General features: G+C 64.3%; 22 protein-coding genes. 3 read left to right on the top strand and 19 right to left on the bottom strand.

The window, feature by feature from the left end; all coding sequences use genetic code 11:
* Nucleotides 1–120 precede the first annotated feature (120 nt).
* Complete coding sequence (locus VJR90_04340) at nt 121–2,853, top strand: ATP-binding protein (GenBank protein ID HKV96709.1); 2,733 nt, start codon at nt 121–123, stop codon at nt 2,851–2,853.
* Here VJR90_04340 and acpS read toward each other — a convergent pair.
* From acpS to rpoE, 13 genes are all read right to left on the bottom strand, one after another.
* Complete coding sequence (acpS, locus tag VJR90_04335; protein ID HKV96708.1) at nt 2,831–3,223, bottom strand: holo-ACP synthase; 393 nt, start codon at nt 3,221–3,223, stop codon at nt 2,831–2,833. The two genes, VJR90_04340 and acpS, sit on opposite strands and share 23 nt — an antisense overlap.
* Complete coding sequence (pdxJ, locus tag VJR90_04330; GenBank protein ID HKV96707.1) at nt 3,220–3,963, bottom strand: pyridoxine 5'-phosphate synthase; 744 nt, start codon at nt 3,961–3,963, stop codon at nt 3,220–3,222. Before pdxJ ends, acpS begins: the two co-directional genes overlap by 4 nt.
* The gene (gene recO / locus VJR90_04325) at nt 3,963–4,691 is read right to left on the bottom strand and encodes a DNA repair protein RecO (GenBank protein HKV96706.1); all 729 of its coding nucleotides are present in this window, start codon (nt 4,689–4,691) and stop codon (nt 3,963–3,965) included. Before recO ends, pdxJ begins: the two co-directional genes overlap by 1 nt.
* On the bottom strand, nt 4,688–5,587 hold the full coding sequence (era, locus tag VJR90_04320) for a GTPase Era (GenBank protein ID HKV96705.1): 900 nt from the start codon (nt 5,585–5,587) through the stop codon (nt 4,688–4,690). Before era ends, recO begins: the two co-directional genes overlap by 4 nt.
* A complete protein-coding gene (gene rnc / locus VJR90_04315) occupies nt 5,580–6,257 on the bottom strand; it encodes a ribonuclease III (GenBank protein ID HKV96704.1) in 678 nt (225 codons plus the stop codon). The genes era and rnc overlap by 8 nt, the downstream gene beginning before the upstream one ends.
* Nucleotides 6,254–6,640, bottom strand: coding sequence for a DUF4845 domain-containing protein (locus tag VJR90_04310; GenBank protein ID HKV96703.1), 387 nt, complete (start codon nt 6,638–6,640; stop codon nt 6,254–6,256). Before VJR90_04310 ends, rnc begins: the two co-directional genes overlap by 4 nt.
* Before the next feature lie 48 nt (nt 6,641–6,688).
* Nucleotides 6,689–7,567, bottom strand: coding sequence for a signal peptidase I (lepB, locus tag VJR90_04305; protein HKV96702.1), 879 nt, complete (start codon nt 7,565–7,567; stop codon nt 6,689–6,691).
* Nucleotides 7,568–7,600: 33 nt separating this feature from the next.
* Nucleotides 7,601–9,409 (bottom strand): translation elongation factor 4, encoded by a 1,809-nt coding sequence (lepA, locus tag VJR90_04300; GenBank protein HKV96701.1) that lies wholly within the window; start codon nt 9,407–9,409, stop codon nt 7,601–7,603.
* Nucleotides 9,410–9,558: 149 nt separating this feature from the next.
* Nucleotides 9,559–9,798 carry a glutaredoxin family protein gene (locus VJR90_04295; protein HKV96700.1) on the bottom strand — a complete coding sequence of 80 codons (240 nt, stop codon included), beginning with the start codon at nt 9,796–9,798 and terminating at the stop codon, nt 9,559–9,561.
* Nucleotides 9,795–11,249 carry a Do family serine endopeptidase gene (locus tag VJR90_04290; GenBank protein HKV96699.1) on the bottom strand — a complete coding sequence of 485 codons (1,455 nt, stop codon included), beginning with the start codon at nt 11,247–11,249 and terminating at the stop codon, nt 9,795–9,797. Before VJR90_04290 ends, VJR90_04295 begins: the two co-directional genes overlap by 4 nt.
* 33 nt (nt 11,250–11,282) lie before the next feature.
* Complete coding sequence (locus VJR90_04285; GenBank protein HKV96698.1) at nt 11,283–12,284, bottom strand: MucB/RseB C-terminal domain-containing protein; 1,002 nt, start codon at nt 12,282–12,284, stop codon at nt 11,283–11,285.
* Nucleotides 12,281–12,901 carry a sigma-E factor negative regulatory protein gene (locus VJR90_04280; GenBank protein HKV96697.1) on the bottom strand — a complete coding sequence of 207 codons (621 nt, stop codon included), beginning with the start codon at nt 12,899–12,901 and terminating at the stop codon, nt 12,281–12,283. The genes VJR90_04285 and VJR90_04280 overlap by 4 nt, the downstream gene beginning before the upstream one ends.
* Before the next feature lie 18 nt (nt 12,902–12,919).
* Nucleotides 12,920–13,528 carry an RNA polymerase sigma factor RpoE gene (gene rpoE / locus VJR90_04275; GenBank protein ID HKV96696.1) on the bottom strand — a complete coding sequence of 203 codons (609 nt, stop codon included), beginning with the start codon at nt 13,526–13,528 and terminating at the stop codon, nt 12,920–12,922.
* Nucleotides 13,529–13,650: 122 nt separating this feature from the next.
* On the opposite strand from rpoE, the gene nadB reads away from it, so the two are divergent.
* On the top strand, nt 13,651–15,288 hold the full coding sequence (gene nadB / locus VJR90_04270) for an L-aspartate oxidase (GenBank protein HKV96695.1): 1,638 nt from the start codon (nt 13,651–13,653) through the stop codon (nt 15,286–15,288).
* A 23-nt stretch (nt 15,289–15,311) separates the two neighbouring features.
* Here nadB and VJR90_04265 read toward each other — a convergent pair whose 3' ends face one another.
* From VJR90_04265 to VJR90_04240, 6 genes are all read right to left on the bottom strand, one after another.
* Complete coding sequence (locus VJR90_04265; GenBank protein ID HKV96694.1) at nt 15,312–15,746, bottom strand: protein YgfX; 435 nt, start codon at nt 15,744–15,746, stop codon at nt 15,312–15,314.
* Nucleotides 15,709–16,026 carry a succinate dehydrogenase assembly factor 2 gene (locus VJR90_04260; GenBank protein HKV96693.1) on the bottom strand — a complete coding sequence of 106 codons (318 nt, stop codon included), beginning with the start codon at nt 16,024–16,026 and terminating at the stop codon, nt 15,709–15,711. Before VJR90_04260 ends, VJR90_04265 begins: the two co-directional genes overlap by 38 nt.
* A 212-nt stretch (nt 16,027–16,238) precedes the next feature.
* On the bottom strand, nt 16,239–18,026 hold the full coding sequence (gene sdhA, locus VJR90_04255; protein HKV96692.1) for a succinate dehydrogenase flavoprotein subunit: 1,788 nt from the start codon (nt 18,024–18,026) through the stop codon (nt 16,239–16,241).
* A 5-nt stretch (nt 18,027–18,031) separates the two neighbouring features.
* The gene (sdhD, locus tag VJR90_04250; GenBank protein ID HKV96691.1) at nt 18,032–18,412 is read right to left on the bottom strand and encodes a succinate dehydrogenase, hydrophobic membrane anchor protein; all 381 of its coding nucleotides are present in this window, start codon (nt 18,410–18,412) and stop codon (nt 18,032–18,034) included.
* Entirely contained in the window at nt 18,409–18,798 is a 390-nt protein-coding gene (gene sdhC / locus VJR90_04245; protein ID HKV96690.1) for a succinate dehydrogenase, cytochrome b556 subunit, read from the bottom strand. The genes sdhD and sdhC overlap by 4 nt, the downstream gene beginning before the upstream one ends.
* Before the next feature lie 41 nt (nt 18,799–18,839).
* Entirely contained in the window at nt 18,840–19,004 is a 165-nt protein-coding gene (locus VJR90_04240; protein HKV96689.1) for a DUF1674 domain-containing protein, read from the bottom strand.
* Nucleotides 19,005–19,107: 103 nt separating this feature from the next.
* Between VJR90_04240 and VJR90_04235 the strand changes: the two genes are divergently transcribed.
* Entirely contained in the window at nt 19,108–20,118 is a 1,011-nt protein-coding gene (locus VJR90_04235; GenBank protein ID HKV96688.1) for a hypothetical protein, read from the top strand.
* Nucleotides 20,119–20,138: the final 20 nt, after the last annotated feature.

Raw genomic sequence — 20,138 nt, 5'->3', positions numbered from 1 at the left:
GGTTCGGCCTTTACCACCGTGCCAAAACATCGCACCATACGCGGCAGGCACACCCGGAAACAGACCATGCGTAACGCCGGCGCTTTCAGCACGCACCCGATTCCAGGACCGGGATAAGGGATGATCCGCAACTGGAGCATCCGCAATCGCGTGCTGCTGCTGGCGCTGCTGCCGACCATCAGTCTGGGCGTGATCCTCGGTGCTTATTTCATTCGCGGCCGCGTGCACGATCTCGGCGCTTCGCGCATGGCTCTGGGCGACACCATCGCGCGCCAGCTGGCTTCCTCCAGCCTGTACGGCCTGCTTACGCACGACCCGCGGGCTTTGCAAACCCTCGCACAGAGCGTCGCACGCGGACAGGGCGTTGACTCGGTGGTCATCACCGACAACAAGGGCCAGGTGCTGGCGCAGGTAAAAGCGCCGACTCCGCCCGGCCGGGGCCTGGTGGCCGACCTGGCCCGCCGACTCGGTGCCGAGACCGGCTTTGAGGGCTCGCTTACATTCACGCAACCCATCTATTGGATGGATCCGGCGGCCCCCGCCACCGGCCCAGCCGACACCGTCGTGGGAAAAGTAACGGTGCAGTTCTCGCAAGTGCATTTTGCCGAACGTCAGGCGCGCATCATCCTCAATGGCGGCGTGATCATGCTGGTGTGCCTGGCGCTCACCATCCTGCTGGCGCTCATCATCAGCGGCAGCGTGGTCGCGCCCATTGCCCGCGTGATCGGAGTGGTGCGGCGCTTCAGCGCCGGCGAATACGGCGCGCGCACGCCGGAACTGTCCGGCGGTGAATTGGGCCGACTGGAGCGCGGCATCAACCAAATGGCCGCCAACGCCCAGCGTTCCCAGCAGGAATTGCAGGATCAGGTGGGCCAGGCGACCGCGGAATTGCGCGGCACGCTGGAGGAATTCGAAATCAAGAGTGTCGAGCTGGATCTGGCGCGCAAGCGTGCGCTCGAAGCCAGCCGCGTGAAAACCGAATTCCTGGCGAACATGAGCCACGAGATTCGCACGCCCATGAATGCGGTGTTGGGCTTCAGCGATTTGCTCACGCGTACGTCACTCGACGACAGCCAGCGCAATTACCTGACCACCATCCGCCAGGCGGCGCAGATTCTGCTCATGCTGCTGGACAACATCCTGCTGGCCGCACGCCTGGAAATGGGCGAGTCCGACGTGCGTGTGAGCCGCGTTACGCTGCGCGAGCTGCTGGAAGAAGCGCTGCAGATACATGCCATGGACGCCTACGCCAAGCAACTGGAGTTGGTGCTGGATAGCGACGGCAACGATACCCAGGCGGTGCTCGCTGACCGCGCCAAACTCACGCGCACCCTGGGCAACCTGCTCGCGAATGCCATCAAGTTCACGGAGGTGGGCAGCATCGTGATCCGCACACACAGCACGGCGCTGGATGCGGCCACGGTGCAGACGGATATCGAAGTCACGGACACCGGCATCGGTATCCGCGAACAGGACCAGCGGCGCCTGTTCCAGCCGTTTTACCAGGTGAACGGTGGCAGCGACCGCCAGCAAGGCGGCGCCGGACTGGGCTTGTACATTACCAAGAAGCTGGTTGAACAGATGGGCGGAGCGCTCACCATCAGCAGCGTGTTCGGCCAAGGCAGCAGGCTGCATGTGCGCCTGCGCCTGCCGCGCAAGACAGCCGTGCCGGCGCGCGCACCCGCGACCGCCGAATACCCGGCGCACGGCAATGCACTGCTGCTTTACGAATCCAATCCCCAGTCCGCCGCCGCGTTGCAGGCACGGCTTGAACGCCTCGGCTGGAAGCCCACTCACGTCGGCAGTCCGGAGCAAGTCTCCGCGCAGCTGCGCACGGCGCACGGCGCGTACTCTGCGGTCATCGTGTCGCTGAACTACAGTGAGCTGCAACAGCCCGCGGCGCTGGAACACCTGTTGCCGCCGGCCGCCGCGGGTTTGCCGGTGCTGGCACTGGTGAATTCCGTCAATGCCGAGGTGCAAGCGGACATCGGTCGGCGGGTTTCCGGCGTGTGTCTGCCCAAATGCGTGAGCGAAGCCCGCCTGCAACAGCAACTGATGCACATGGTCACCGGCACGCGTGTGGCATCCGACCCGCACGACAGCCATACGCTGCAGTCGTTACACGGCTTGACCATCCTGGTGGCGGACGACAACCGCATCAATCGGCTGCTGGAACGCATTCTGCTGGAAAAGCAGGGTGCCCGCGTGCTGGAAGCCAAATCGGGACAGGAACTGCTGGATCTGGTGCGCGACCACGCGGTTGACCTGATTCTGCTCGACATGCACATGCCGGATCAGGACGGCTGGCAGGTGGCGCGCCGCCTGCGTTCCGGGTCCGTGCGCGCAATACCGGTCATCGCGCTTTCCGCCTCACCTACCGAGGAATCGTCACAAGCCCTGGCCGAAGCCGGGCTTTCGGGCTGGCTGCTGAAGCCGCTGGACGAAGCGGCGCTGACCGAAACCATAGGTCGGCTGGCGCTGGCACCGCAGGCCCCGGTGAGCAGCGCCGCTACGGCGTCCGCAGTGAGCCTGGAAGTCGCGCTGGCCGAATTGCGTCCCGCGCTGCGCCAAATGCTGGCCGAGGACCTGCCGGGCCAATGGCAGGCGATTGAACGCGCCTGGCAACAACGCGATCAACGCCAGTTGCAACAGCAGGTGCACAAATTGCAGGGTACCGCGGCCTTTTGCCGCCTGACCCGTCTGCGCGGCTTGTGCGCACAACTGGAAACGCAGTTGCATGCGCCGCTGCGTGAGTCCGCGCTGGCACCGCTGCTCACCCAGATGGGCGCGGAAATCACCGCGCTCCTGCAGTCCCTCGAACCGCAAGAACTCAGTTCGGCGCTGCCGCCCTGAGAATCACCGCGAACGCCAGCACCATTCCGGCTTCGTCGCTCAGGCTCACGTAGGCCTGCCCCGCACCCAGCCGCCGGCACAGCGCCAATCCGCGCGCCGAGAAAATCACGCAGGGCTTGCCGCGCGCATCGGGAACGTGGCCGGAATCGCGCAGCCACATGCCGTGGCGAAATCCCGTGCCCAGGGCCTTGACGATGGCTTCCTTGGCTGCAAAGCGCGTGGCCAGGAAGCGCACGGGATCACGCGTGCGTCCGAAACCCTGCAGTTCCTCCGGCATGAGCACACGCCGCGCAAAGTGCTCGCCGAACCGTTCCCACGCGGCGCGCACGCGCGCCACTTCGACGAGATCCGTACCGATGCCGAAAATCACGCGCCGCGCGCCTGGCGCATCAGACTCTGCATGTCACGCACGGCTTCCGGCAGGCCGGTCATGAGCGCGCGCGCCATGATGCTGTGACCGATATTGAGTTCCACGATCTCGGCAATCGCCGCCACCGGCATGACGTTGTGATAGTTGAGCCCGTGCCCGGCGTGCACCTCGATGCCGTGCTGTGCGGCCTGTTGTGCCGCCGCGCGTAGACGGTGCAGTTCCTGCGCCTGCGCGCGCTCGTCCGGCGCATCCGCATAGCGTCCGGTATGCAGCTCCACCGCCGGCACGCGCAACTGGGCGGCGCTCTCGATCTGTTCGGGCTGCGGATCAATGAACAGCGCCACGCGGATGCCTGCGTCCGCGAGCTGTGCACAGATCGGCACCAGGGATTGACTCTGCGCCTGCAATTGCAAGCCGCCTTCCGTGGTGAGTTCCTGGCGGCGCTCCGGCACCAGGCAGCAGTCCTCGGGCCCGGTGGCGCAGGCGAATGCGAGCATCTCCGCGGTGGCCGCCATTTCCAGGTTCATGCGGGTTTGCAGCACTTGGCGCAGCAGTTGCACGTCGCGCTCCTGGATATGGCGGCGGTCCTCGCGCAAGTGCACGGTAATGCTGTCGGCGCCCGCGCTTTCCGCGAGCAACGCGGCTTCCACCGGATCGGGATAACGCGTGCCGCGCACCTGGCGCAGCGTCGCCACGTGATCGATGTTGACTCCCAGCCGAATGGCATCCCGCATGATGATCACCGGCTCCTGATACTGCGCGCCAGCGCGCGCGCCACCGTGCGCGTGCGCAATGACCGGGTTCCCAACAGCCGGTCCAGCGCGACCTGCAGCAGTTCGCGGGTCTGCTGCAACTGTGCGGGTTGCGCGAGATCTTCCCGCGCCAACGCCGTGAGCGCCGCACCCTTGATGTGCAGGCCCGCGCCACCTGCGGGGGCCGTGCGTATCGGGCCGCGCTCCAGCTCATAGCTGTAGACTGCGTCGGGCTGCAGCGGTTCGTCGCTGGCCACGTCGCGGTCGAGTGTCAATCCATAGCCGAGTGCCGACAGCAATTGCTTCTCGAATATCCGCAGAGCCGGCGCCGTGGCGCGGCGCAAGCGCTCCAGCGCACCGGCATAGTGGCGGAACAAATCCGGTTGGATATCATGGCGCGGCAGCAGGCGCAACAGCAACTCGTTCATGTAGTACGAGCTCATGAGTTCCGCGCCGCTGAGCGGCTCCGGTTCGCCGCCGGCTTCCGCACCCATCAGTGTCACCAGCTCTCCGCCGCCTGTCCAGGACAGCAGCAGCGGCCGAAACGGTTGCAGCACGGCGCGCCACGGCGACTGCGCGCGCCGCGCACCGCGTGCCACCGCGCCCAGCCGGCCGTGATCGCGGCTGAAAATTTCCACCAGCCGGCTGGTTTCGCGCCAATCATGATGGTGCAACACGTAGGCCGGTGCCAGCGTCACGCGCTCCGAGTTTTTCATGATCCCCGCAAACCGAACTTTTCCAGCGCCCGCGGGTCTTCGGTCCAGTTCTCCTGCACCTTGACCCACAGGCTCAAAAACACCTTGTGACCGGTGCTGCGCTCCAATTCCAGGCGGGCCTCGCGGCCGACGTGTTTCAGCCTCTCGCCCCGGCGGCCGATGACAATGGCCTTCTGCCCCTCGCGCTCCACCCAGATGGTGGCGGCAATGCGCAGCACACTATCCTGCACGCGGTATTCGCCCAGCTCGACCGCGAGCGCATACGGCAATTCCTGTGCGAGTGCCTGCATGAGTTTTTCCCGGATGCACTCGGTGGCACGCTGTTCGTCCTCGGCATCCGTCAGCTGTGCGGCGGGAAACTGCGGCGGCGATTCCGGCAGAAAGTTCTTGATCTGCGCCTCGAGTTCGGAAAGATTCTCACCGCTGCTGGCCGCGACCGGCACCATGAACTTGAAATCGGCTTTCTCCGCCAGCGAATCGAGGAACGGCAGCAGTTGCGCACGCGGCCGGCACAGGTCGATCTTGTTGACGACCAGCGCCAGCGGATGGCCCAAGGCTTGGCAATATTCCAGTGCGTGCGCGTCGTCCGCGGTCCAGCGCGTCGCCTCCACCACCAGCAGCAACCTTTGGGCTTCAGCCAGCGCATGGCGTGCGGCGGTGTTCATGTGACGGTTGATGGCATGGTGTTGCTGCGCATGCAGGCCCGGGGTATCCACCAGGATAATTTGCGCGTCCGCGGTGGTGCGGATACCCAGGATGCGGCTGCGCGTGGTCTGCGGTTTGGGAGTCACCGCGCTGATTTTTGCGCCCACGAGCGCATTCAGCAGCGTGGACTTGCCCACATTCGGGCGGCCGGCCAGCCCCACGTAGCCGCAGCGGAAAGTCCCTTCAGGCACCTTGTAACATCTCAAGTACCCGGCCCGCGGCATCCTGCTCGGCACCGCGCCGGCTGCCCGCCGCACCGCTGGCGCTCACGGCCGGCGAAGTCAGGCGGCAGGCAACGTGAAATGTCTGCGCGTGATCCTGGCCGCCGACCTTTTCCAGTACGTAAACCGGCAAGGGCAGGCCGCGCGCCTGCAGCAATTCCTGCAACTGCGTCTTGCTGTCCTTGAGCGCGGCAAGCTCCGGCGGGCGCTCCAGGCGCGCGCCAAACAGGTGTTGAATCACGGTGCGCGCGCTTTCCCAGCCGCCATCCAGGTACACCGCGCCGATGATCGCCTCCAGGGCGTCAGCCTGGATGGACTGGCGCTGCTGTCCGCCGTTCCTGGCCTCGCCCGGCGCCAGGCGCAGGCAGCTGCCGAGATCCAAACCGGCGGCAATCTCGACCAGTGCGGCCTGATTCACCAGCGCCGCACGCAGCCGCGACAACGTACCTTCGTCCAGGTCCGCGTGGCGTGCAAACAGTTCGCTGGCGATCACGGCATTCAACAGCGCGTCACCCAGGAATTCCAGACGTTCGTTGTTGAGGCTGCCCACGCTGCGGTGGGTCAAGGCCCGCGTCAGCCATTGCGGGTCGCGAAAGGAGTAACCGATGGCAGCGCTCAGGCGTGAGAGCGGATCATTCAATGCGGAGTGGCCTGATAGGTCTTGTGGAAGTGCACCACCAGGAACACGTTGCCGATGAAACTGGTGCGTGCTTCGTAATCCAGCGTGAGGATCAGCGCATTGCCGCTCGGTGCCGCCGCAATGTGGACGATCTTCTCCGGCGTAAGCGCAGGATCCTGAACGCCATTGATGGTGAACTTCATCTCCATGCTGCGCTGGATCTGCAGCGGGGTTTCACCGGCGGTGACCTGTTGTGCCGCAGTCTTCACCACGTCGCTGATGGCGAAGTACTGGTAGTACAGCGTGAACAGGCTGAAGCAGAACCAGAATGCAAATGCCACCAGCGCCAGGATGATCAGCCAGCTGATCATGGTCAGGCCGCTTTGTTGCCGCTTGGTCTTCATATCACTGCCTCTCCAGAAAAGGTGCTTACGCCTTCGGGTCACTTAAGCTCAATGAATCACCGTACCCACGCGGTGCCAGAGTGCGGAATTATGAAACGCATCCCAGTTCATCCACACGAAAAACGCCTTGCCGACTATATTACTTTCCGGGACGAACCCCCACCAACGGCTGTCGAAACTGTTGCCGCGGTTGTCGCCCATCACGAAATACTCTCCGGCCGGCACCACCCACTCGCCCTGCGGCCCCAACTGGCCGTTGGTTGCCAGAATATCATGCGTCACGCTACCGAGCGTTTCACGCCTCAAGGTGGCGCCGAGCGCGTCGCTGCCTGTGTACAGGCCCAGCACCTGACCGGGCGCAGGCACGCCGTTGATGTACAGCACGTCGTCACGATAGGCGATGTGGTCGCCCGGCAGGCCGATGACGCGCTTGACGTAATCGGTGCCGGCCGAGGACTCGACCTCGCGCATGCTGCCCGTGTCGGCGCATAGCGGATGGCCTTGGCAATAACGGCGCGCGGAATCTTCCGGATAATGGAACACCACCACGTCGCCGCGCCGCGGCTCACCGATGGGGATAATGCGCGTGTGAATCACCGGCAGCCGCAGTCCGTATTCGAACTTGTTGACCAGGATGAAATCGCCCACCAGCAGCGTCGGTACCATGGAGGATGACGGAATATGGAAGGGTTCCGCCAAAAAGCTGCGCAGCAGCAATACCGCCAGCAGCACCGGAAAAAACGACTTGGAATAATCCACGAGCAGCGGGTCGCGGCGCTTCTTGGCCGCCGGCGTCCCGGCCACCGCCGATGCTTGCGCCTGCTGCCGGCGCCGGCGCGGGCGCATGAACACCAGCGCATCCACCAGCCACACCAGGCCGGACAACACGACGAGCACGGTCAGAATGGTCTCTAGATCGAAATCCATGGCTTGTCTCTCACTGCGGAAGATTGTTGATGTTCATTTCTTGCCGATGTGCAGCACCGCCAGAAAGGCCTCCTGCGGTATCTCCACCGTGCCGATCTGCTTCATGCGCTTCTTGCCCGCTTTCTGCTTTTCCAGCAGCTTGCGCTTGCGGGTGACGTCGCCGCCATAGCACTTGGCGGTGACATTCTTGCGCAACGCCTTGACGGTGGTACGCGCAATGATGTGCGAGCCGATGGCGGCCTGCACCGCCACTTCGAACATCTGCCTTGGTATCAGCTCCTGCATCTTCTCGCACAGCTCGCGGCCGCGCGCGTAGGCATGGTCCTTGTGCACGATGCTGGAAAGCGCGTCCACGCGATCGCCGTTGATGAGCAGGTCCAGCTTCACCAGCGGTGCGACCTGAAAGCGCGTGAAACTGTAGTCGAAGGAGGCATAACCGCGGCTCACGGATTTCAGGCGGTCAAAGAAATCCATGACCACCTCGTTCATGGGCAACTCCCAGGTCAAAATCACCTGCGTGCCGTGATACACCATCTTCTTCTGCACGCCGCGTTTTTCGATGCACAGGGTGATGATGGCGCCGATATATTGCTGCGGCGTGAGGATATTCGCGGTGATCACCGGCTCGCGGATCTCCCGTATGCGATCCACCGGCGGCAGCTTGGCGGGATTGTCCACGTACAGCGTGTCGCCGGCCGTGGTCAACACTTCGTACACCACGGTGGGTGCGGTGGTGATCAGTGCCAGGTGGTACTCGCGCTCCAGGCGTTCCTGCACGATGTCCATGTGCAGCAGGCCGAGAAAGCCGCAGCGGAAGCCAAATCCCAGCGCGCTGGAGGTTTCCGGCTCGAAATGCAATGCGGAATCGTTGAGCCTGAGTTTTCTCAGCGCCTCGCGAAACGCCTCATAGTCATCCGACTGCACTGGATACATGCCGGCAAATACCCGCGGCTGCACCTGTTTGAAGCCCGGCAGGGGCGTCGTGCAAGGGTGCGCCGCGTCCGTGAGCGTGTCACCCACCGGTGCGCCGTCAATTTCCTTGATGCCCGCGATCACGAAGCCGACCTCGCCGGTCGTGAGCCGCTCGCGGTCCTGCGGCTTGGGCGTAAAGATTCCGACGCGATCCACCTCGTGGGTACGCCCCGTGGACATGATCAGCAACTTCTGGCGCGGCTGCAGGCTGCCGTTCACGATGCGCACCAGCGACACCACGCCCACGAAATTGTCGAACCAGGAATCAATGATGAGCGCCTGCAACGGCGCCTGCGGATTGCCGCGCGGCGCGGGGATGCGCCCCACCAGCTCTTCCAGCAGTTCCGGCACGCCGGCACCGGTCTTGGCGCTCACGCGCACGGCATTGCGCGCTTCGATGCCGATGATGTCCTCGATCTCGCGGCTGACCTTTTCCGGCTCGGCGTTCGGCAGATCTATCTTGTTGATCACCGGCACGACCTCGAGCCCTTGCTCGATCGCGGTATAGCAATTGGCCACGCTTTGCGCCTCGACGCCCTGGGAAGCGTCCACCACCAGCAAGGCGCCTTCACAGGCCGCCAGCGAGCGCGAGACTTCGTAGGAAAAATCCACGTGCCCCGGCGTATCGATGAAATTCAGCTGATAGGTCTGGCCGTCGCGCGCGGCGTATTGCAGCGACACGCTCTGGGCCTTGATGGTGATGCCACGCTCGCGTTCAATGGGATTGGAATCCAGCACCTGATCCTCCATCTCGCGCTCCGTCAGGCCGCCGCAGATCTGGATGAAGCGGTCGGCGAGCGTGGATTTGCCGTGATCGATGTGCGCAATGATGGAAAAGTTGCGGAGATGGTGCTGGTCCACTAGGAATATTGGTTGCGCTGTCGGGTGGGTTGAAATTCAGGCAGTCGAAACTGCCCCAATGGATGGCGGCTGCGAAATTCCCGCGCCCGGATCAGGGCTGCGCGGTCCCGGGCAGGCCGCAAAGTGCGGGCATTATACCGGCACTGCAAGGCCGGCTCTCATGCTCCGGACAGGTATTCTTCCAGCTGTACGCGGTCCAGCCTGCCGCTCCCCAGCATGTGCTCGCCGCCCATGAGCACCGGAACCCGCTCACCGTAGCGCGCACGCAAGTCCGCGTTGCCGTCCACGTCCACCAGGCGTACCGGGAAATCCGCGCCATGCAGTGCGCGCAATTCGGCGAGCATTTTCTCGCACAGGTGACAACCGTCGCGGTAATAGAGGGTCAGCGGGCGGTTCATGCACTGCCGGCCCGCACGGCGAGAAACAGGGTTTGATCGGGCCGCCGCACGAGCATCGGTACGGCACGGTCCGGCAACTGCTTTTCCAGGCGCTGCAACTGGTCGGGACCGGTGACCGGCGTGCCGCCGAGCATCAACACCACGTCACCGGATTTGACGCCGGCCGTCCGCGCCGCTCCCGGCCCCACCTGCTCGACCACGACTCCGCCTTGCCTGACCCGGAACTGATTGCGCTCATCGCGCGTGAGCGCACGTGTTGCCAGGCCCAGGGCATCGAATCTCCAGTCCTGCGTGCGCCCATCCGCCTGCGCGGTTCCTGCGGCGTCGGCCGGCAACAGGCCCACGCGCACCTGCAGCTTGTCCACGCGATTGCTGCGCAATATGGTCACCGCGACTTCATGGCCCACGGCGGTGCTGCCGACCAGCGGCGGCAGGCTTTCCGAGCTCACGATATCCATGCCGTCGTAATTCAGAATCACGTCACCGGCGCGAATGCCGGCGCGTGCGGCCGGACTCGCCGGTGTCACGCGGCGCACCAGCGCGCCTTCCGGACGCGGCAATTTCAGTTTCCCGGCCAGATCCGTGTCCACGTCCCCGATGCTGACTCCCAGCCAGCCACGCGTGACATGCCCGGATGCGCGCAACTGGCGCACCACCTGCATGGCCAGATTCATGGGGATGGCGAACGACACGCCCTGGTAGCCGCCGGTGCCGCTGTAGATCTCCGCATTGATGCCCACCACCTGACCCTGGAGATTGAACAGCGGCCCGCCGGAATTGCCGGGATTGATGGGCACATCGGTCTGGATGTAGGGCACGTATTGATCGCCGCCGATGCTGCGGCCCTCGGCGCTGACGATCCCGGCGGTGACTGAATGGTCAAACCCGAAAGGCGAACCGATCGCCAGCACCCACTGACCCACGCGTACCGGCTGGGTGCTGATACTGGCCGCTGTCAGATGATCGGCGTGAATCCGGAGCAACGCGAGGTCGCTTTGCCGATCCACGCCCACGATGCGCGCCGGCAATACGCGCCGGTCGCTGAGCTTCACGCTTATGCTTTGCGCTTGCGCCACCACGTGATAATTGGTGAGGATTTCTCCGTCTTTCGAAATGATGAATCCCGAACCCAGGGATTCGGTGGCGGCGGCATCTGCGCTGTCACTGTCGTCCTGTGCACCATCGTCTGGCGTGACACCGAAGTAGCGGCGATACCAGTCGGAATAGGAGTCGCTGCTGTCGTCATCCGGTCCGTTGGCTGCGCGGTTGTCGGCAAGCACGCCGGCCGGCTGCACTGCACTCACGTTCACTACGACGGCGGATACCTTGTTGACCACCGCAGCAAAGTCCGGCAGGTCCGCGCCCAGCGTCATGCGCGCCGGCAGCGCCACCGTGGCCAGCACCCAGGGAATCAGCCAGGAAATTTGTCGCACGTGGTCATTTTCGAGCAAGCGCCGAGCGCCTGCAAGCGTCCCCGTGGCGCGCTACGGTGAGCGCACCAGGCGCATGGATTCGGCAATCAGCTGTACGGTTGCGGCCGGCACCGCCCCCACCACGGTGAGGTGGTGCTCCCCCACTTGGCGCCCGAATGCGTTGATGGCGCCCATTTGCGACGGACCGATCAGCGCATTGTGCCTCGGGCCGGCCGCTTCCGCGAACACCGATACCGACGCCAGGCCGTCGCTGAATATCAGGTGACGCACCGGCTGGGTGACGCCGGCCATACGCTGTACTTCGGTCAACGACAGCACGAATCCGGGCGGCAGCTGCGTGGCGTGCCAGCTTACGTGCGCTTCGGCAGGCGACAGCTTTTCGCTGTCACCCTGGATATTCCACACAAACCCGCGGCCAATTTCCGTGGCTTGCAGCTCCTGGTCTGGGATGGATTGGTGATATTGCAGCGACGTGAACATCACGCGTTCCACGGTATGCCCGTCGCTGTTCACGAGATCGGAACGCAGCAGCATGCCGGTGTGCGCATCCAGCCACAGCCGGTAACCGTAGCGGTACCGGTCGCGCGGCATGATGCCGATGATTTTGCTCCGATAGCCGGCAATCCGGCCGTCCCCGAGATCCTTGAAATCGTAATACGCCGCAAGCCGCGCTGCGGGGATGCTGGCGGGCAGCGCTGCCGGGAAACGCTCGGCCGCATAGCGGCGTTCCACCAATACCATGCGGCTGTCGGGCAGTATGCACTTGACGCTGTGATGATCGCGAATCACCTCGCTCGGCGGCCCGGTCAGGGACACCAGGCGCTCGATGCCGCCGTGGGCGTCGGCGCGGTGATAGATGCGCATGCTTTCCAGATGGTCGCCGTGAACATACACGAACGTACCGGTGTAATTGCGATCACGCAGCGCCAGATTCATGCGCTGCAGCCAGACCTGGGGACTGGAAGCGGGCTTGGAGTGGCTGCTTGCCTGCGCTGCTGGAGCCAGCAGCCCGCACACGATCAGTGCGATCGCCAGCGGCGGCCCGACGGTCATCGCTTGCGCGGCGGTATTTGCGGCGTACCGGCGCGCGCGGCGCCGCGCGTTGCCTGGTTGACGTTATACGTGGTGATGTAAAAGTAAGGCAGCGGATCCGGCCGGCCGAGTGCCGCACTGGTCTCGGAGTGATTGATGATGTAGTTGTTGAGTTCCGCCTGGACCTCCGGCATGTTGCCGTTCCAGGCCGCGGCGTTCACCATGCCATAGCCCACCGGCGTGGTCTGCAGCACCGATGCCGGCGGCACGATCTCCGCGGGCGCGGCGCCCAGGTGGCCGGGACCACCGCCAAAGCGCGTGACCGCCAGCGCCGCCACCGCCACGCAGACCGCCGCGGCCACGCTCGCGGCAATGCGCATGGCCGGAACGCGGCGCACGCCTTGCTGCTGAGGACTGGCGGCTTCTCCCGCGAGCGCCTGCATGATGCGATCCGCCAGTCCGCGCGTGTCCACCTGCGGCAGGCTCTTGCGCATGGCTTCGCCGATCAGATGGTAGCGTTCCCAGCAATAGCGCAGGTAACCCTCGCTTGCAAAGCGCCGCACCAGCAGCTCGTGCTCGCTCTCGGCAAGCTCGTTGTCCGCCAGAGCTGAAATCTGTTCGCGCAGTTTTTCCGTCATGGGTTCAATCGCTCGCGTTCAATCCAGCAAGGGCCGCAGTTTGCCGTCAATCGCCTCGCGCGCCCGGAAGATGCGCGAACGTACCGTGCCCACCGGGCAGGACATGGCCTGGGAAATTTCCTCGTAGCTCATGCCGTCAATCTCGCGCAGGACAATCGCGGTACGCAAATCCTCGGGCAATTCCCGGATCGCAGCCTCCACGGTGTGCTGGATCTCCTCGGTGAGCAGCAGACGTTCGGGCGTATCCAAGTCGCGCAAGCGCGACTGTACCTCGTACTGCTCCGGATCCTGCAGGTCCACGCCATGATCCAGCGGGCGGCGGTTCTCCGCCACCAGGTAATTCTTGGCGGTGTTGATGGCAATGCGGTACAGCCAGGTATAAAACGCGCTGTCACCGCGGAACCCCGGGATCGCCCGGTACGCCTTGATGAAAGCTTCCTGCGCCACATCCAACGCCTCGCTGTTGTCATGCACGTAGCGCGTGACCAGCTTGACGATCTTGTGCTGATACTTGCGCACCAGTACATCGAAGGCCGACTTGTCACCGCGCTGCACCCGAGCCACAAACATCTGGTCGGTATCGGTCCGGCCCGGCTGGAGCGTGACCACCGGCTTGGGGTTATGCATGCGCTCGGCTCATAGACACATGGGAGGCTGGATAGTTCGCCAAAATCGGCCGGGACAGGTATATTTCGCGTCCCCCGGGCACCCGGCGGCCATTCTAGCAGCCTTGAAGAGGGGCCGATTGCATGCAACAGGCGGCCAGTTACGACGTGCTCATCCTTGGCAGCGGCGCGGCCGGCCTGAGCCTGGCGCTGCGCCTGCCCCCAAGCTGCCGCGTTGCCCTGGTCTCCAAGGGGCCGCTGCAGGAAGGCAGCACGCTCTATGCCCAGGGCGGCATCTCCGCGGTGCTGGACAAGGCCGATTCGCTCGAGTCCCACGTCGCGGATACGCTCAACGCGGGCGCCGGCCTGTGCGATCCCGAGACCGTGCGCTTTGTGGTCGCGCAGGGACCGGAGTGCATCCGCTGGCTGATTGCGCAAGGCGTGCGCTTCACCCGCGCTCACGACGCGCACGATCCGGACGCCTACCATCTGACGCGCGAGGGCGGACACAGCCACCGTCGCGTAGTGCATGCGGACGACGCCACCGGACGCGAGATCGAGACTACGCTCGAGAAACTGGTGCGCGCGCGCGCCAACATCACGCTGCTCGAGCACCACATCGCCGTGGATTTGATCACCGCCGCCAAGCTCGGCCTGCCAGAGCCGCGCTGTTACGGCGCCTACCTGCTCGAGCGGCGCACGCAGCACGTGCGCACCGTGGGCGCTCACCACGTGGTACTCGCGACCGGCGGCGCTAACAAGGCGTATCTCTACAGCACCAACCCCGACAGTTCCAGCGGTGACGGCATCGCCATGGCATGGCGCAGCGGCTGCCGAGTGGCCAACCTGGAATTCATGCAGTTTCACCCCACCTGCCTGTTTCACCCGGCTGCCAAGTCCTTCCTGATCAGTGAGGCGGTGCGCGGCGAAGGCGGCAAGCTGCTGCTGCCGGACGGCACGCCCTTCATGCACAAATTCGATGCGCGCGCCGAGCTTGCTCCGCGCGACATCGTGGCGCGCGCCATAGACCACGAGATGAAACGCCTGGGTTCCGATCACGTGCTGCTCGACATCAGCCAGCGGCCGCGGGAATTCATCCAGGAACACTTTCCCACCATTTACGCACGCTGCCTGCAATACGGCTACGACATGGCCAAAGCCCCGATCCCGGTGGTGCCGGCCGCGCACTACACCTGCGGCGGCGTGCTTACCGATTTGCATGCGCGCACCGACCTGCCGGGGCTGTATGCCATCGGTGAAGTCGCGTGCACGGGACTGCACGGCGCCAATCGCATGGCCTCCAATTCCTTGCTGGAATGCATCGTATTCGGCGCCGCCGCGGCCGCGGACATCACGTCTGCCCTGCACAGCGACCTGCCGGGGAAATTGCCCAAATGGGACGAGAGCCGCGTCACGGATTCGGATGAGGAAGTCGTGGTGTCGCACAACTGGAGCGAGCTGCGACACTGCATGTGGGACTACGTCGGCATTGTGCGTACCGACAAACGCCTGCAACGCGCCTTGAGCCGCACCGAACTGCTGCTGCACGAAATCGCGGAGTACTACGGCAACTTCCGCATCACCGGAGACCTGATCGAGCTGCGCAATCTGGAACAGGTGGCCCGGCTCATCATCCTGTCGGCGATATCACGCAAGGAAAGCCGCGGCCTGCATTACACCCTGGACTACCCCGAGCCCGACAACACGCGCACACCGCAGAGCACCGTGCTGGTGCCACCCAATTTCGCGGCGGCCAAACAGGCCGTGAACTGGATGTGCTGAGCTGTGCAGCGCAAAGCTCCTGGTCAGTGCTTCGGCGTTCCGTAACGCAGCATCACCCGCAAACGGCGCAGACTGTCCGCGCTGCAACTGTCGCGCGCCAGCATCACCGCACGGCGCTTTCCCCCGGGCGTCTGAAAATGCGCGACCATCATCCAGTTGCCAAGATAAGCCTGCGGCAGCAAGTCGAGATCATGTGTGTGGCCGCGGCGATCGGTGATACGCCAGCCCTGCTCGCGCGACCACAGCAGCTTCTTGGGCGTGCGCCGCCAGAACATCACCCCGTTCCAGATGAGGCTCGCCAGGATCGCCGTCAGAATCGCCAGCCGGCTCGTCAGCGCCATGGGCAGCTGCGCAATCACCACGGCTGCGGTGAGATGGATGGCCAGCAAAAGGCTCGCCACCTGGCGCGAAGGCCGGATATCAAGTTCGAGGGGTTCGCCGTAGGCTGGCGATGACACGGCGTTGCTCCTGGTTGTCCGGCTGGTCCCGGCCCATGATGTAACTCAACAGCAAAGGATCCGGGAGACACAGCAATTCCGCGAACGCCTGCTGTTCCGCGGCCGGTGCCGTGCTGAAATGCTCCTGCAGATAGCGTTCCAGCAACACGTCCAGTTCTTTCAAGCCACGCCGGCACTGCCAGCGCATGCGCCCGTATTCATTCATGAGCAGGCGACCGTCCGTGGTGCGCTGGCCAGCCCGGACTTCCCTGTCCGGGCGCTCGCCGGGAATTTCGTCCACTGGACGAATTTCTCTTTCCGGCTCGCCCCCGTCGGCACTGCCAGCGCAAGCGGGAGATTTCATTCATGGGTGATATCCCGTCCCTGGTGGGTTGGCGACTGGCTCTATGCACGCTCTGGGTATTCTCGGACGCTTGCCAGCGGCTACCGAGTTGAGCCCGGCGGCTCGCGCGAATTTCCGGCAACGGCGCATCCCGCCATGCAACAGCGTCGTCAGTAAACCCGCTTCTTGGGCGGGAAAGTTTCAACGTCCCGGGTGAGCGTATAGCTGTGCACCGGGCGATAGTCGAGTTTCACCTTGCCCTTGGCGTCCAGCCAGGCGAGTGTGTGTTTCATCCAGTTTTTGTCGTCGCGCTCGGGGAAATCCTCGCGCGCGTGTGCACCGCGGCTTTCGGTGCGATTGATGGCGCCGCCCATGGTGACCGTGGCACAGGCCAGCAGGTTGGCGAGCTCCAGGGTTTCCACCAGGTCGGAATTCCAGATCAGGGAACGGTCGCTGACGCGCACTTTCTCGAAGGACTGCGCCACCTCCGCGAGTTTGTTGCGGCCCTGCTCCAGGGTTTGGGCGGTCCGGAATACCGCGGCATCGGACTGCATCACCTTCTGCATGCGCAGGCGGATAGCCGCCGTGGGTTCCGAACCCTGGGCGTGACGCAATTTGTCGAAGCGCTCCAGAATGCGGTCGCTGGCTTCCTGCGGAGCGGTGCGCGGAGTTTCGCCCGGCTTGACCTTTCCCGCACAGCGCCTGGCTGCGGCACGCCCGAACACCACGAGATCCAGCAGCGAGTTGGAGCCCAGGCGATTGGCACCGTGCACCGACACGCACGCCGCCTCGCCCACCGCCATGAGCCCGGGAATTTCCGCATCCGGATTGCCGTCCTTCAAGGTCATGGCTTCGCCGTGGTAATTCGTCGGGATTCCGCCCATGTCGTAGTGCACCGTGGGCAGTACCGGAATCGGCTGCTTGCTGACATCCACGCCGGCAAAGATGCGCGCGGTCTCCGAAATCCCCGGCAGGCGCGCGTGCAGCACATCGGGACCGAGGTGCATGAGATTCAGGAACACGTGATCCTTTTCCTCACCCACGCCGCGACCTTCGCGCACTTCGAGGGTGATGGCGCGCGACACTACGTCGCGCGAAGCCAGGTCCTTGGCATGCGGCGCATAGCGCTCCATGAAGCGTTCGCCGCTGGAGTTGGTGAGATAACCGCCCTCGCCGCGCGCGCCCTCGGTAATCAGACAGCCGGCACCATAGATGCCGGTGGGATGGAATTGCACAAACTCCATGTCTTCGAGCGGCAGGCCCGCGCGCAACACCATGCCGTTGCCGTCGCCGGTGCAGGTATGCGCCGAGGTGCAGGAAAAATAGGCACGTCCGTAACCGCCGGTCGCCAGAATGGTCTGCTGCGCGAGGAAGCGGTGCAAGGTACCGGTGGCCAGATCCCAGGCGATCACGCCACGGCAGACGCCATTCTCCATGAGCAGGTCAATGGCGAAGTATTCGTAGTAGAACTCGACGTGATGCTTGAGGCTTTGTTGATACAGGCTGTGCAACATCGCGTGACCGGTGCGGTCGGCCGCGGCGCAGGTGCGGTGCGCGGTGCCCTCGCCGAAACGCGTGGTCATGCCGCCGAACGGGCGCTGATAGATCCGGCCTTCCTCGGTGCGCGAAAACGGCACGCCGTAGTGTTCGAGTTCAATCACCGCGGACACCGCTTCGCGCGTCATGTACTCGATGGCATCCTGGTCGCCGAGGTAATCTCCGCCCTTGACGGTGTCATACATGTGCCAGCGCCAGTCGTCCTCGCCCATGTTGCCGAGCGTGGCGGCGATGCCGCCCTGCGCGGCCACCGTGTGGCTGCGCGTGGGATAGACCTTGGTGATGTTGGCCGTGGACAGGCCGGCTTCCGCCAGTCCCACGCTGGCACGCAAGCCCGCGCCGCCCGCTCCCACCACCACCGCGTCATACACGTGATCCACCAGCTTGTAGGCTTCGGCCATGCTCATCAACCCCCAAAGGCGATACGTAGCACCACGAAAATGCCGATGGCGGTCAACACCACGGCCAGCAGGCGCAGCAAAACGATGGCGCTCACTTTCACCCACGCGACATGCACGTAGTCCTCGACCACCACCTGCAGGCCCAGGTAAGCGTGCCAATACATCGTGAGCACCAGCAGCACCAGCAGAATGGCATTCCACGGCGCATGCATCCAGTTCACGACCGCAACATAGTCGGCATGCATGAGCATGAGTATTGAAACCACGAACCACAGGCTGAGCGGCACGAGGGCCACGGCCGTGATGCGTTGCACGACCCAGTGCGTGGTGCCGTCCTTGGCCGAGCCCAACCCGCGCGCGCGCGCCAGCGGTGTGCGGTAGCTCATGGCCGGCCTCCGAGATAGGCAAACAGGATGGTCAGGGCCGTCAGGATGCAGGCCAGCACCCATACGCTGTAGCCGCTCAAGTAGATGGTCCGGATCTTGAATCCCTGCCCGGCGTCCCAAAACAGGTGGCGGATGCCGTTGCACAGGTGGTAGAACAGGCTGAACGTCCACAACCACATGAGAATCTGGCCGATCCAGGTACCGAAAAACCAGTGCGCGGTCGCGAAGTTGTCCGGCCCGGTACCGGCGGCCACCAGCCAATACACCAGCGCCAGCGTGCCGATCGCCAACCACACTCCGGTGATGCGGTGTGCGATCGACATGGTCATGGTGATCTGCCACCGGTAAACGCCAACGTGCGGTGACAGCGGTCGTGTGTCGGTCATGGCCTTACCTCACTCGGCATCGGGCAGCGCACCGGGGGCATTCAGAAATCAATGCAGCGACCGGCCTTTTCCCAGTCGCCGTAACGCGTGGGTTCGGGCCCCTTGGGACCGCCGATTTCGCGCGGCTTGCGCTTTGGCTGCGGCGTGGCAGCGGGTGGGCGCAGCGGCGGCGTGGATGGCTTGGTCTGGGCGTCGCGTTCGGACATGTGCTTGTTATTCGGACGGTGCGCGCCATTTTACACCCAAGCTGCGCATCACTGACAGCGCGACCCGCACCACTTATCATGGATAATCGCAACCGGAACATGCATGCACCCTGACTGGCGAGCGTTTCTGCAACGACAAGGCGCGGTTTTCGACGCGCAGCGCGTGCTGCATTACGGCGACGCCGCGGCCGGGCTACGCGCGGCCGCGGGCGACGTGGTGATCGCGGACCTGTCGGGCGATTACGCGGTGATCGCGGTCGAGGGCGCGGACGGCCGCAACTTTCTGCAAGGCCAGTTGAGTACCAACCTGCTGGCGCTCACGCCCGCCTTGAGCCAGTTCAGTTCCTGGAGCAACGTCAAGGGCCGTGTAACCACGACGCTGCGCGTGCTCGAGTACGACGACCGCCTGCTGCTGATTTTGCCCCAGGCACTGGCCGCGACCGTACTCAAGGGGCTCTCCATGTACGTGCTGCGCGCCCAAGCCAGACTCATGGATGCCAGCGACACCCTCTGCCAATTTGGCCTGACGGGCGAGCACGCCGCGGATTTGCTGACCACATGCGGGCTCAGCGCACCGGCGGAAATCAATGCAGTCACGGAGCACCAAGGCATGCGACTCGCACGACTGCACGGCAAAACACCACGCTACCTCGTGCTCGGCCCCAGCCCAGAGCTGCAGTCGCTGTGGACCAATATATTGGAGCGCGGTGGCCGGCCCGTGGGCAGCGACGTGTGGACCGTGCTGCGCATATTGGCCGGCGAGCCCGCGGTGCATCCCGAGACCTCCGGGCATTTTGTCGCGCAAATGCTGGGACTCGAAGAGCTTGGCGCCGTGCATTTCAACAAGGGCTGTTATCTGGGTCAGGAAGTCATCGCGCGCGCGCATTATCGCGGCGCCGTCAAACGCCATCTGCATCGCGCCCGCTGCCGCTCGACCGAACCGTTGCGGCCGGGATTGGCGGTTTTCGCTGCGGCGCACGATCAGCCGGTGGGCGAAATTGCGGATGCCTCCCGCGACGCGAGTGGCAAGTGGCAGATGCTGCTGGTGCTGCAGGATGAATCCGCGGCAACTCCGTTGAAAATCCAGGGCTCACCCGTCACAGTGATCGCTTAGAGCCCATAACAAAATGGCCA

The organism is Gammaproteobacteria bacterium (assembly GCA_035279405.1).
Taxonomy (GTDB): Bacteria; Pseudomonadota; Gammaproteobacteria; order Natronospirales; family REEB76; genus REEB76.
This window is presented reverse-complemented; position numbering and strand designations above follow the sequence as displayed.